The sequence below is a fragment of the Fibrobacter sp. UBA4297 genome (genome assembly GCF_002394865.1).
In the GTDB taxonomy this organism is placed as follows: Bacteria; Fibrobacterota; Fibrobacteria; order Fibrobacterales; family Fibrobacteraceae; genus Fibrobacter.
Genome location: NZ_DGUZ01000024.1, coordinates 23,645 through 36,752 on the forward strand (window position 1 = coordinate 23,645; position 13,108 = coordinate 36,752).

Below are 13,108 nucleotides of genomic sequence, written 5' to 3' on the forward strand. Positions count from 1 at the left end.
CAACAGAGATACTTTTTAGTTGGTAGAACTTAGTTGGCAGAGCTTAGTTGGTAGAACTTAGTTGGTAGAACTTAAAGAGAAAGCTTTGTTCTAAGTTCTAAGTTCTAAGTTCTAAGCTCTAAGTTCTAAATACTACATATTGCTGAAGATTTGGAATCCGCTGTAAGCTTCTTGACCGTGTTCAGCTTGGTCAAGGCCGCGCATTTCTTGCTTTTCTGTCACGCGGAGACCCATGGTCTTCTTGATGACGAAGAAGATGAGGCTTGCGGCGGCGAAGCACGGGACAGCGTAGGCGAGGACGCCAACAGCCTGAGTACCGAGCGTGTAGTCACCAGTGATATCGAAGATACCGACAGCGAGCGTACCCCAGACACCGTTGACGAGGTGGACGGAGAGAGCACCGACCGGGTCATCCAAGTGCAAGCGGTCGAACATGAAGACTGCACCGACGACGAGCACACCAGCGATAGCGCCGATAATCCAGGAAGAGAGCGGGGTCACGACGTCTGCACCAGCGGTGATAGCGACGAGACCAGCAAGGCATCCGTTGAGAGCCATGGTGGCGTCCGGCTTCTTAGAAACAATCCAGCTTGTAAGCGTTGCGGTGATGATACCTGCGACAGCAGCGAGGTTTGTGGTCACGAGAATCCAGCTAGTAGCCTTCGGATCGCCGTTGAGTGCAGAACCGGCGTTGAATCCCCACCAACCGAACCAGAGCATGAACACACCGATTGTTGCAAGCGGAATGTTGTGGGCCGGGATAGCGTGAACCTTGCCGCCGACATACTTACCGATACGCGGTCCAAGAATCATCACGCCAGCAAGAGCTGCCCAACCCCCCACAGAGTGGACGAGAGTGGAACCGGCGAGGTCGTGGAAACCGTGAGCACCGAAGGTGGAAAGCCAGCCGCCGCCCCATGTCCAGCTACCGACAACCGGGTAGACGAGGGCCACGTAGGCGATGGTGAAAACGAGGAAAGAGTTGAGCTTCACACGTTCAGCAACGGCACCAGACACGATCGTTGCGGCAGTTGCTGCAAACATTGCCTGGAACAGCCAGTCTGTGAACAACGTAAAGTGTCCGTTGTAGGCTGCAGTGAAGTTTGCCGGATTTGCCCAGTCGCCAATGCCGAAGCCGGCGAAACCGAGAATTCCGTTGAAAGTGCCTGGGTACATAAGGCCAAAGCCGAGCAAGGCGTACATCGTAATACCGATTGCCGGCACAGCGATGTTTTTGAAAGCGACGTTTGCAGAGCACTTAGCACGCACAAGGCCTGCTTCGACACATGCAAATCCAAGACCCATGATGAACACCAACATGGCGCTGATCATGATCCAAATGTTTTCCGTCATAAAGATGGCGTCGTTGACGGTTGCGACTGTTGCTACTTCGTTCATTTGTATAAATTCCTTTTTTAGTTGATAGTTTGCTAACTAAGCAAGTAGACGGTAGGAAGTTAGAAGTAGGAAGTTTTAATCGGTTGATTATAAAGCTTTCCTTCCTACTGCCTACTGTCTACTTCCTACTAATCCTTATCCAATCGCTTCCGGTCCAGTTTCACCCGTGCGGATGCGGACACACTGTTCAAGCGACGTGACGAAAATCTTTCCATCGCCGATTTCACCCGTACGAGCGCCCTTGATGATAGCGTCAATGCAAGGCTGCACGAATTCGTCATTCACAGCAATCTTCAGACAAATTTTCTTGAGCAAATTAACTTCAGTAACAACGCCACGGAAACGTTGATTGTAACCCTTCTGCTGGCCGCAACCAAGAACGTTTGTGACAGACATCTTGTAGATTTTGTTCTCGTATAGCGATTGCTTTACGCTATTGAGCTTTTCTGGTTGAATGTAAGCTGTGACGAGCTTCATATTTGTATCCTTTTTTGTGGTTTTTATTTTTTTTGTTCGCTACCCCTAATGCAAAGCCCGTGCCAAAAAATTAAAATGGCGAAATTTGCTAAAAAACGCCAAAAGTAAAAGAAAAATCGCAACCGAGCTGGCTGCGATTACAAATTTTAGATTTACAATTTTTGCGTTAAATTCACAAAATGTAAAAAGAAACGAGACGCTTTTGGGCGTCTCGTGAACATGTTTGTATTACTTTGTTTTAGCCTTTTTCGCTTTTTCGGATGGCGCTGCAGGCTTTTTCCCGTTCGCTTTTTTCTGCTCGAGGGCGGCCTTTACAAGACCTGTAAACAGCGGGTGCGGATCTGTCGGGCGGCTCTTGAATTCCGGATGGAACTGGCAAGCTTCAAAGTATGGGTGATTCTTGAGTTCGACCATTTCGACGAGCTTTCCGTCGGGCGATGTACCTGCAATCTTGAGTCCCGCCTTTTCGAGTTCCTTGCGGAATTCGCTATTGTAGTTGAACTCGTAACGGTGACGATGGCGTTCGCTGATTTTTTCGCTCTTGTAAAGCTTGGCCGCGTTGGAATCCTTGGCGAGCTTGCAGGGGTAAGCGCCCAGGCGCATGGTGCCGCCTTTTTCCGTGACGTTCTTCTGTTCGTCCATCAAGTCGATGACCGGGTGCGTTGTATTTTCGTCGAATTCGGTGGAGTTGGCGTCCTTCCAGCCGAGAACGTCGCGCGCAAATTCAATCACGCAGCATTGCATGCCGAGGCAGATGCCGAGCAGAGGAACCTTGTTTTCGCGAGCATAGCGGATGGCAGCGCACTTGCCGTTGACACCGCGGCTTCCGAAACCGCCCGGAATCAAAATGCCGTCAGCCTTCTTGATGAGCTTCGGATTCTTTTCGAGTTCTTCGGCTTCGATGCATTCTACATTCACCTTGGCGTTGTTTGCCATGCCCGCATGTTGCAAAGCTTCGTGCACGGACTTGTAGGCATCGCGAATGGCGATGTACTTGCCGACGAGTGCGATGGTGCATTCGTACTTGGGCTGCGTGGCTTTCTTGACGAGACTATCCCATTCAGAATGTACAATCGGGTGGACGCTCAAATGGAGCTGTTCCAAAACGCGCAAGTCAAGTTCCTGCTTGGAAAGTTCGCGCGGCACGGCGTAAACGGAATCCTTCACGTCCTTCTCTTCGATGACGCATTCGGGCTTCACGTTGCAGAAAAGTGCGAGCTTGTCGAGATGTTCCTGCGGAATATGCATTTCGGTACGGCACACGAGAATGTCTGGGAAAATACCGATGTTGCGGAGTTCTGCGACGGAGTGCTGCGAAGGCTTGGTCTTGAGTTCGCCTGCAGCCTTGAGGTACGGCACCAAAGTCAGGTGGATAAAGCAAGTGTTTTCGACACCGACTTCAAAACGGAACTGTCTTGCCGCTTCGAGGAACGGGAGCGATTCAATGTCGCCTGCCACACCGCCAATTTCGCACAAGATAATGTCTGCGCCGCTTTCGGCTGCCGAACGGAATGCATCTTTTATTTCGTTTGTAATGTGCGGAATAACTTGCACCGTACCGCCCAAGTATTTGCCCGCGCGTTCTTTCGAAAGTACGGAAGCATAAATACGGCCCGAAGTGTAGCTCGAAGCCTTGGAACACTGCACGCCTGCAAAACGTTCATAGTGGCCAAGGTCCAAGTCTGTTTCGTAACCATCGTCTGTCACGAAAACTTCACCATGCTGGTAAGGGCTCATCGTGCCCGGATCCACATTCAAGTATGGGTCGAGCTTTTGCATGAACACCTTGTAGCCGCGACTCTTCAAAAGGAGCGCGAGCGATGCCGAGGTGATTCCCTTGCCGAGCGAACTTACGACGCCGCCCGTGATAAAAATGTACTTAGGCTGCTTAGCCGAATTCTTTGCGGTTGCCTTAGCCATGTAGCGTCTCCTTGCCGGCCACTGTGCCGGGGATTGTTATAAAGTTTGTATAAAAACAAAGGCAAAAGCCAATAGCTTTTGCCGAATGATAAAGACAGTTAAAGACGGAAAAAATCGGGTGCCTAATAGTTTGTTTGGAGAGGGGCGCCTGATGACGTTGCGAAATTGTTGCAACGGCTGAACTCAGGTGGGCTTCGATGGATTCCGATATTTTCATCGGACTTATAATGTAGTAAAAAAGTATGGGCGGGCAAGAATAACCTTGAAATTTTTTGTAACAATTTTTGTACTGTTACATTTTGTGTAAAGCAATTTGCTCTAAAACAAGAAAATGTAAAAGATTGACTCCATGTGCGATGCTTTGCGATTCCTACATCGGTGTTTGTGACTATTTTTTAATCAGGTATTTTTATGTCTATTATCAATGATATTCAAAAAGCGCTTTTTGCAAAACAGGATTTGAAGTTCAAATCTTTCCATAGCAAACTTATCCCGACGACGGAGGCGAAGTCAATTATCGGCGTGCGCACTCCCGATTTGCGAGCCATCGCAAAGGAATTTGCAAACCATCCTGACGTGGAAAAATTTTTGGTCACGCTCCCGCACAAGTATTACGACGAAAATCAAATCCATGCGTTTATTTTGTCTCTAATCAAGGATTATGATGATTGCGTGTCGCACATCGATGCGTTCTTGCCGTATGTGGATAACTGGGCAACGTGCGACCAGATGCGCCCTAAGGTTTTTGCGAAGGTTGCAAACCGCAAACGCCTTTTGAAAGATGTTGAACGTTGGATGAGTGCTCCCGTGACGGACGTTTACACTGTCCGCTTTGGTATCGAAACGTTGATGTCGTTCTTTTTGGACGATGACTTTGATCCGAAATTTTTGAAGTGGGTTGCGAAAATCCGCAGCGAGGAATATTACCTCAATATGATGGTGGCGTGGTTCTTTGCGACGGCACTTGCTAAGCAGTACGAGGCGACACTCCCGTTTATCGAAAAGCGCGTGCTTGATGCGTGGACGCACAACAAGACTATCCAGAAGGCGATTGAAAGCTATCGCATTACCGATGAACAAAAAGCATATCTGAAAACCTTAAAATTATAGTATCTTTAAAATATGATTGATTATACCGTACAGACCGTAAAAACCGACAATTTTGAAATGGACTACCTCAAGTTTGGCACAGGCGCGCGTACGCTCGTGTTGCTGCCGGGGATGAGTCTCAAGAGTACGATGGGTATCGCCTCGATGGTGGCTGATTCGTACAAGATATTTGCAGACGATTATACGGTCTACATGTTCGACCGCAAAAAGAATTTCGGTGAATCGTATCCGATGGAACAGATGGCAGCTGATACTGCCGAAGCGATGGATGCTCTTGGCATTGAACGTGCATGCTTCATTGGAATTTCGCAGGGCGGCATGATTTCGCAAATCATCGCTGAACAATACCCACAGAAGGTCGAACGCTTGGCGCTCGGCTGCAGTGCTGCCCGCTTGAACGATATGTCTCGCGCGGTGATGACGGAATGGAAACGCCTCGCCGAAGCTCGCGATATCGAAGCCCTCTGCTCGAATTTTATAGATAAAGTTTTTTCTGCTGAAACAATCCGCAAGTACAAAAAGAGCCTGATGCGCATGAACACGAATGCAACGGAACAGGACATGGCACGCTTCTGCGTGCTTGCCCGTGCTTGCCTCGAATACGATGCTTTTGCAGGACTCGAAAAACTCAAGTGCCCGACGCTCGTTTTGGGCGCCGAACTCGACCAAGTCTTGGGCGTAATCGCTTCCCGAGAAATCGCCGAAGTGCTAAAGCAAAATGGCACGCTAGTAGAACTCTACGTTTACGAGAACTACGGCCATGCCGCTTACGACGAAGCCCCGGATTACCGTGCAAGAATTTTGGAGTTCTTGAAGGGGTAGGGACTTCCTCTATTTTTCTTTAACGCTCCAGAAACCTGTTTTGTTGCTGCCGACGCGGACGATGAGGCCCTTTGTTTTGAGCGTGTTTATCGCACGTTTGACTGTTATGATGGATATGTTGAGCTGCGTGGCGATATTTTGAGCTGTAATATTGTTTTTTTGTTTTATGGAATCGAAAATTTGTCGTTCCTTTTCGGATAATTCGTTTATGGTATCATTTTTTGTATTTATGGTATCATTTTTTGTATTTATGGTATCATTTGTAGTATCGTTTTCTGTATTTGTAGTATCATTTGTGAAATTTATAGTATCATTTTCGCTCTTTGCAGTCCCATTTCGCAACAGTGTGGCCATAAAGAAGCCGGAACCTGCTTGATATTGTACGGGACTTGAACCAGCCTCTTTGCAGATGTCGGCGATTCTCAAAAGGCCTGTTCCCCATTTTTCAACGATGTTCATCTTTTGGAATATGTCTGCGATTTGCGTGTTGCGAACGCTAGAATAGCCTGCAAGGATTTTTTCGAGGGATAAATCTCCGAAAATACCACCTGGATTTTGGAATTCAATACGGTCGTCAAATACCGAAATTTGAATACAAGAACTGTCCATGTAGTTGCGGTGCATTACGGCGTTTGCCAAAAGTTCGCGGACCGCTTCGGGTGGGTAGTCATATATGTCTTTGCGGTAGAGACCCTTGATTTGGGCGCCTACATTGGTGTGCCTATAGATAAATTCAAATGCATCTTCAATTTGTTGGTAAATTGGTCCGGCAAATTCTTTGCGGTCGAGGAATACGGAACGTGTTAAACCTTTGAACCTTGCGCATTGGATTTTGGCGAAATATAGGTCGTTGGCGGCGAGTAGTCTAAATGCGATACTTGGAAGCAGACTGCCGTCTTGTTCCTTGAGTAAACCCCAGCTGATAAGGCTTTCTACAGAAACTTTTTTGTGGCTTGTAGAGCGTTCTGCGATGACGCGTCTCAATTCGTTAATCTGCTTCTTTGTTGCGGGCTTGACGCCTCGTTCTACAATTTCATCGTAGGATTTGTGGGCGCTATAAAGCATCATTTCGCGAATCTTTTCAGGTTCTGCCTTGCGTGTTGTTGCTCCGACGCGGATGTATACTCCATGACGTTCGCCTTCGTGCTTGAAAAAATAGGGTGGTCGGTCGCCTTTGAAAATTTCCATCACGACGATAGTCTTGTCTTCGATGGTTTCAAGATGTAAGTGTGGAAATATTTGCGGAGAACAACTGTCGCTGATCTCGTTCGTAATTGAGTCCATGAACTTGAATACGTTTACTGACGGAACGCCTGTGATTTTTAGTGAGGTGTCTTCGACTCCGAAAATAATAGAACCACCCTTGCCGTTTGCAAAGGCTATGGCGGTCTTTAACCATTTCTTTGGGTCTTCCGACAGCTCGTTCCCTTTGAATTCTAGAACTTCGGATTCGCCCCTCTTGATTTCGTCTGCCGTCATTGATGGTGTGCTCCTCGTATTTAGCTAGCCATAATATAAACCATTGAATGGAGTGCGTCAATATGTCGGATTGTGGAGCTGATTATAGATTTTCGTATTCGCTTTTATTTTCCACCTATACTTTATTTCAACAATAGGTTACGCCGCCATGAGCAGGCGGCATTCGTCTTCAAGCCCGCAGTCGATCAAAAACTTGCAGATGTTCTTCTTGATCTTGCCCGTGTTGGCGCGAGTGCAGTGCAGCGCCTGGGCGACTTCGACGTCGGTGTACTTGTCGCAATTGCGGCTGACTTCGTACATGGTGTCGAATGCCTTGAGCATCTTGGGGCTGTTGGCGAGGCGGAGCCTGATGATGTCGATGATTTCGCTCTGTTCGTAGTCGCTTTCGAGCTCGTTGCGTTCCTCGGTGAACGGGTTCGTGTCCTCGTTCTCGAGGCAGGAATAATCATCGTCATCGTTTTTTTTCAGCTTGCTTTCGACTTTTTCGACTTTGTCGCGCTTGGCGTTTTTGCGCTTTTCGTCAGCCATGTGCCAGCTGATTTTTTGGGCGAAGAAGGCTTCGAAGGGAACTTTCAAGGTCGGGTCGAAATCCTGTACAGCCTTGCAGAATACCATGTAGGCGTCGCCGGCCAGGTTGGCCTTGCGTTCCTTGGAGCTGCAACCGTTGAGGCTAAAGTCGGAGCTAATCAGGAACGAGTTCTTGGCGACGAGTGCCATGACGTAGTCCCCGAAGATGTCCCAAAGGGTGTACATCGCCTTGTCGTGGGCGTATTCGCTCGGGGTGGCCTGGGCGATGGCGATGAGGTTGTTGATCTGGGAGGCGGTGGCCTTGGTGGTGTTGTGCTGCATGAGCAAGCTCCTTTGGGAAGGTGAAAATTTTGAGACAAGACGGCAAAACGCCCTTTGATAATTTTTTATCAAAAGACTATGGCGTGAATTGCAAAGATGTTGTTTTATTTGGTCAAGCCGTTTGCTGGACCTATATAGACGAAAACCGGTGTTGCGCTGCTCAATGCGCTGGAAAAACGAATAGAGAAAATCTTATTCAATCTCATGTTCCTAAATATAGCAAACCGGTATGTCACAATATGACAGTCCGAAATCTCTTTTGTAAAGTTTTCTAAACTTTTGCGATTGAAGAGTGTAGACGTCCAAATCATAACTGTGTTATATATCGACTGTTGAAGTGAAAAAGTAAACTGGGAAAACTGTTTTTCTCAAAAAATATTGGCTGGACGGAAGCCCGGACTATTTGCGGGGAGTATTTTGGAGGTTGTTTTTAAATTTTTTTGACTTGACGTGTTTACATGTGATTGTGTTTAATCGATATCATGGTGTATGCATCTTTGGAGGTTCGCGTGAAACTCTTTAAACCCCTTTCATTTAAAATCTTTGGCTCGTCTTTAGGCGAGTGGTTGTTGTGGCTTACTATCGGCTTAATCATTGGTGGGATAATCTCCATATTTTTTAGTAGGGTGGAAATTTCGTGGAAGCCTCCCCGTAATTATGCGCATTGTCCTGAAAAGGATATTGATAGCTACTATTTTCAGAAGCTCGAGACCTTTGTGGACCCGCGCGATAGCAACGAATATATAGTGCTGAAGTATGCGGAATACAGGGGCTGTGGCATGTCGGAACACGATTCGGGTTTTGTGGCGGGTGGCGATACCGTGACGTTCCATTTGATGCTGGAAAATTTGCGGTACAAGACGCATTGCAGTTTCTGTCTGGATTCCACTTGCGAACGAGGGCGCTATTATTCTTCTATAGGGCGGCTCAACGCGTGTCCTGCGGGCTGGAAAATCGCCTCGGCGGAGCAGAATGCGGGGCTGTTTTTCTCCCCAAAGGGGCATTTGATGTATTGGCCGACATTTAGCCCTATTAAGGTCGTGGATACTTCGGATCCGAGCGGCTTGAAGCGTTTGCGAGCTCACCTGCACGAAGAAACTTATGGGTATGTCGATACGGTTGAACTGAACCTGTCCGGGTTTTACAATAACGAGAAGGATTCTATGGAATTTGTGGACTCCCTGAGTGTCGTCTGGACGGGTGATGGGTTCCCGACTGTGATTGTACCGAGCCATTACACGAAAGAGCAACAGAATGAGATTAAGGAAACCTTGAGAGGGATCCTCTTGAAACAGGATTATTATTACCCCATCCGTTGCATTCGTATAGACGATCCGAACCACATGATGGATAGCCAGAAATCGAATATGACTACGTTCTATAATAATATGAGACAACTGCCGTATCTGTATCGGTAGGAAATGACTTTTCCCACACTAGACACGCCCCCCTATAATTTCTATCTTTGCACTCGTCCAAGCAATATCGCCTGGGCGTAAACAATCACCGGCTTGCAAGAGTCGCTTCGGTGGCGCGGTACAATTGATATTGACTTCGCTTTGTGGCTTAATTGCAGTCCGGGTAGTAACAACCGAAAAGGAAAATATACTATGGCTAATTTGCCTTCCGTCGAAGATCTGCTTGCTGCAGGCTCCCACTTTGGTCACCAGACTCAGCGCTGGAATCCGAAAATGAAACCGTACATCTTGGCAGAAAAGAACGGCATCTACGTTCTCAACCTCTCCAAGACTCGTGACCTCCTCGAAGAAGCTGCTAAGGCTGCTGCCAAGATTTCTGAATCTGGCAAGACTGTGCTCTTCGTTGGCACGAAGCCGACTGCACGTCAGTGCGTGCTCGACGCTGCTGCTACCTGCAACCAGTTCTCCGTCACCAACCGTTGGTTGGGCGGTATGCTCACGAACTTCCAAACTGTCCGCAAGTCCATCAAGAAGATTGACAAGATCGACACCATGGAACAGGACGGCACCTTCCAGGCTCTCTCCAAGAAGGAAGTCCTCGACAAGACTCGTGAACGCGCCAAGCTCCTCGACGTGTTCGGTGGTATCCGCGAAATGGTGAACCTCCCGGGCCTTCTCGTCGTGACCGACCTCGCTCACGAAAAGATCGCTGTTGCAGAAGCTCGCCGTCTCCACATTCCTATCATCGGCATCTGCGACACGAACGTCGATCCGACCCTCGTGGACTACCCGATTCCGGCAAACGACGACGCTGTGAAGTCCCTCAAGCTCATTGTGGACTACATCGCTGCTAACGTCAAGCCGCGCGTCGCTGCTGACAAGAAGGAATCCAAGGAAGAAGTGAAGAAGTTCGACAACGGCGAGGACAAGTAATATGCAGATTACCGCATCCCTCGTTAACGAACTCCGCCAGAAGACTGGCGTCGGCATGATGCAGTGCAAGAAGGCACTCGTCGAAACTGACGGTGACATGGACAAGGCCGTTGAACTCCTCCGCAAGCACGGTGCTGCTGTCGCTGCAAAGCGCGCAGACAAGGCTGCTAAGGAAGGCCGCGTTTACCTTGTCGAAACTGCTGACAAGGCTGCCGCTTTTGAACTCACCTGCGAAACTGAACCGGTTTCCAACAACGACGACTTCGTTGCCCTCGCTGCTATGGCCACCAAGGCTGTTGAAACGCAGGATATCGCTTCCGTCGAAGATCTCAAGAACGCTGTCGTCGATGGCGTCAAGATCAATGACCGCCTCCAGGACGTCCTCGTGAAGATTCAGGAAAACATTGACTTCCGCAAGTTTGCAGAAATCAAGAAGGTCCCGAACTCCGTGTTTGGCGTTTACAGCCACATGAAGGGCAAGATCGGTGTTATCACTGAACTCGCTTTCGAAGGCTCTGCTGACGAAGCTGCTCTCAAGCAGGCTGCTAAGGACATCGCTATGCAGGCCGCTGCATTCGCTCCGGTTGCATTGAACGATGCTGCAGTTCCGGCTGAAACGATCGAAAAGGAAAAGGAAATTGCCAAGGCTCAGATCGAAGCTTCTGGCAAGCAGACCAAGCCTGAATTCATGCAGCGCCAGATTGATGGCCGCGTGGCTAAGGTCCTTAAGGAAATCGTTCTCGAAGACCAGGAATTCTTCATGTCTGAAAAGAACCCGAAGAAGCTCTCTGTCAAGGACTACCTCCAGGAAGTCGTTGCAAAGCAGCTCGGCCTTACCAGCTTGAAGGTCGTGAACTTCATCCGCTTCGAACGCGGTAACTAAGTTCGCCTGCTGTCATCCTGGAGCCTCGATAGAGGCGATAGGATCCAGACCGAAAATTAAATTGGTCGTCCCTCGCGGGGCGGCCAGTTTTTATTCGCGCGGTTCCAGATTGACCTTGTAGCCATGTTCTATGGTTGTCCCGAGCCGCAACTGGATTAACTTCATCGCATGCTCGCGTGCTCTGCGCTTGAGCTCCTCGCTGTTTTCCTGCTCGTACTTTTTTTGTTCGGAAATAAAGAACTGCTTGAAGTCCTCAAAACGGATGTTGTTGAACCAGCCCTGCCTTTCCCAAAGAATTTGTATGCTCTCGAAATCGATGCTGTGGCTTAGAATCCTGGGCTCCGGCAGATAAATAAAAATGCTTTGCGTGTTCGGCTCGACAAGAATCTTGATGTCCTTCAAATTGTAACCTAGCTTGACATCGCCCTCATAAACAAGCGAAAATTCCTTGATGGATTTGTTGATTCTCCAGTCGGGCATGTATTCGAGGAGTTTTTTCGCGTCCTGGTAGTTTGCATTTTTGCGGTAGTGGTGGTGGAGGGTCGCAAGCTCCGAAATCTCGCTAATTTGCTGCTCCACAAACTCGCTTGTGATGCTCGTCCGTTTTGTGTCGGAGTATAGCTTTTTCATGACAAGCGCAGTCGTTACACTTGTAACGCAAATGATGAGCAAAATTGCAATTATTTTTAGAGCGGGTTTCATGCTATAAATTTATGCAAAAAAGATGTGAAAGGTAAAGCTCATCGGATTTTTCTTGTCATCATTTCTTTCGTCTATAGCATCTTCTTCATGCTCCAGCTGCCGATTTTCCGTCCGTTGTGCTCGATTTCGCATTCATGGAAAACCTCGTAGCCGCGTTTGCTGTAGTTTCATGGTTACTCCTTACCTGTGTCTGACTGGTCCAACATCTGAGTGAGAAGAGCGAAAAATTCCTCGGGCACATTTTTATGGAACGCAATTCCAAACATGTACGGAATTTTCGCTGCGGCAAATAGCGGAAACCGGCGGGTCGCTTCTTCAATTTGCTGTTTGTCGTTAGTCCCGAGATAGGCCGAAAAGAAAATGTTCCAGTGGGTCTTCATCGTTTCTGACGGCAGATGAAATAGAAAGTCTAGTTTATCCGCATCTGGCATGTGCGCCAAGTTCCACATAAGTGCAAGGTCCCATTCCGGAGCACCGTATCCGAACCCGCCCAAGTCAATCCAAAGTGTCCTCTTTCCGTCGGTGATGGCGTTTCCAATTTGCAAATCGCCATGGAGGCAAGTCTCTGTGTCAGGAACTTTATCCAAAAATTTCAAGATGCGATTTCTGTAGTCTTCCGGTACAAAATCTTCGTCAGAATAGAACTTCGTAATCATTTGCTTGTAAGACTTGAGCCGCGAAGTATCTGCTTTTGTCGCGTGAAGCTCTCGTGCCATACGGGCTAATTCCAAGGAAATATCTTCTAGCCGTTCGGGCTCCTGCGAAATGATTCGCGAAAAAGAACGCTTGCCTTCAATGAGCTCGTACTCACCGCCAAAACGCTTGCCGTCCGTAATCAAACGAAACGGTTCCGGTGTAGAAATGCCCAACTCGAAAGCCGTCCGCGATGCCCAAAATTCATTTTTTATTGTGTTTGCGTCAAAATCCGGATTGTACAACTTTGCAAGCGATTTGCCGTTCCTATGCGTATACGCGAGCGCAGTCCCGCCTTCGCCCGTCTGGATGTAATCATTCAGATCAATCTTCTGAAATTCGTTGTTCGCTCCCATAAAAATTCTCCATCTGATTGTAAAGCTATACAATTTTTCGGGTGATAGCGCGCGGGATGGAATTTTTT

At 48.1% G+C, this 13,108-nt stretch carries 12 protein-coding genes; 5 read left to right on the forward strand and 7 right to left on the reverse strand.

Features of this window, described 5'->3' with window-relative positions; all coding sequences use genetic code 11:
• Positions 1 to 132 precede the first annotated feature (132 nt).
• The 3 genes from B3A20_RS15005 to B3A20_RS15015 form a co-directional block, all read right to left on the reverse strand.
• The gene (locus B3A20_RS15005) at positions 133 to 1,398 is read right to left on the reverse strand and encodes an ammonium transporter (protein WP_109572769.1); all 1,266 of its coding nucleotides are present in this window, start codon (positions 1,396 to 1,398) and stop codon (positions 133 to 135) included.
• Between the two features lie 135 nt (positions 1,399 to 1,533).
• Positions 1,534 to 1,875, reverse strand: a complete 342-nt coding sequence (locus B3A20_RS15010; RefSeq protein ID WP_088629766.1) for a P-II family nitrogen regulator — start codon at positions 1,873 to 1,875, stop codon at positions 1,534 to 1,536.
• Positions 1,876 to 2,103: 228 nt separating this feature from the next.
• Positions 2,104 to 3,795, reverse strand: coding sequence for a CTP synthase (locus B3A20_RS15015; protein ID WP_290766533.1), 1,692 nt, complete (start codon positions 3,793 to 3,795; stop codon positions 2,104 to 2,106).
• 411 nt (positions 3,796 to 4,206) lie between these two features.
• On the opposite strand from B3A20_RS15015, the gene B3A20_RS15020 reads away from it, so the two are divergent.
• Positions 4,207 to 4,905, forward strand: a complete 699-nt coding sequence (locus B3A20_RS15020) for a DNA alkylation repair protein (RefSeq protein ID WP_290766535.1) — start codon at positions 4,207 to 4,209, stop codon at positions 4,903 to 4,905.
• 12 nt (positions 4,906 to 4,917) lie between these two features.
• Positions 4,918 to 5,727 carry an alpha/beta fold hydrolase gene (locus B3A20_RS15025; protein ID WP_290766538.1) on the forward strand — a complete coding sequence of 270 codons (810 nt, stop codon included), beginning with the start codon at positions 4,918 to 4,920 and terminating at the stop codon, positions 5,725 to 5,727.
• Between the two features lie 9 nt (positions 5,728 to 5,736).
• On the opposite strand, the gene B3A20_RS15030 is transcribed toward B3A20_RS15025, so the two are convergent.
• Both B3A20_RS15030 and B3A20_RS15035 read right to left on the reverse strand, forming a co-directional pair.
• Positions 5,737 to 7,206, reverse strand: a complete 1,470-nt coding sequence (locus B3A20_RS15030; protein WP_290766541.1) for an RNA-binding domain-containing protein — start codon at positions 7,204 to 7,206, stop codon at positions 5,737 to 5,739.
• 138 nt (positions 7,207 to 7,344) lie between these two features.
• Positions 7,345 to 8,055, reverse strand: coding sequence for a hypothetical protein (locus tag B3A20_RS15035; RefSeq protein ID WP_290766544.1), 711 nt, complete (start codon positions 8,053 to 8,055; stop codon positions 7,345 to 7,347).
• Between the two features lie 626 nt (positions 8,056 to 8,681).
• On the opposite strand from B3A20_RS15035, the gene B3A20_RS15040 reads away from it, so the two are divergent.
• The 3 genes from B3A20_RS15040 (at position 8,682) to tsf (ending at position 11,289) form a co-directional block, all read left to right on the forward strand.
• Positions 8,682 to 9,473: a hypothetical protein gene (locus tag B3A20_RS15040; protein WP_290766546.1), complete on the forward strand. Its 792-nt coding sequence runs from the start codon at positions 8,682 to 8,684 to the stop codon at positions 9,471 to 9,473.
• Between the two features lie 192 nt (positions 9,474 to 9,665).
• The gene (gene rpsB / locus B3A20_RS15045) at positions 9,666 to 10,406 is read left to right on the forward strand and encodes a 30S ribosomal protein S2 (protein ID WP_015731872.1); all 741 of its coding nucleotides are present in this window, start codon (positions 9,666 to 9,668) and stop codon (positions 10,404 to 10,406) included.
• Between the two features lies 1 nt (position 10,407).
• Positions 10,408 to 11,289: a translation elongation factor Ts gene (gene tsf / locus B3A20_RS15050; protein ID WP_290766549.1), complete on the forward strand. Its 882-nt coding sequence runs from the start codon at positions 10,408 to 10,410 to the stop codon at positions 11,287 to 11,289.
• A gap of 90 nt (positions 11,290 to 11,379) precedes the next feature.
• Here the strand turns inward: tsf and B3A20_RS15055 are convergent, their stop codons facing one another.
• Positions 11,380 to 11,919: a DUF4230 domain-containing protein gene (locus B3A20_RS15055; RefSeq protein WP_290766551.1), complete on the reverse strand. Its 540-nt coding sequence runs from the start codon at positions 11,917 to 11,919 to the stop codon at positions 11,380 to 11,382.
• Between the two features lie 245 nt (positions 11,920 to 12,164).
• On the reverse strand, positions 12,165 to 13,040 hold the full coding sequence (locus B3A20_RS15060) for a TIGR02172 family protein (RefSeq protein ID WP_290766553.1): 876 nt from the start codon (positions 13,038 to 13,040) through the stop codon (positions 12,165 to 12,167).
• Positions 13,041 to 13,108 lie beyond the last annotated feature (68 nt).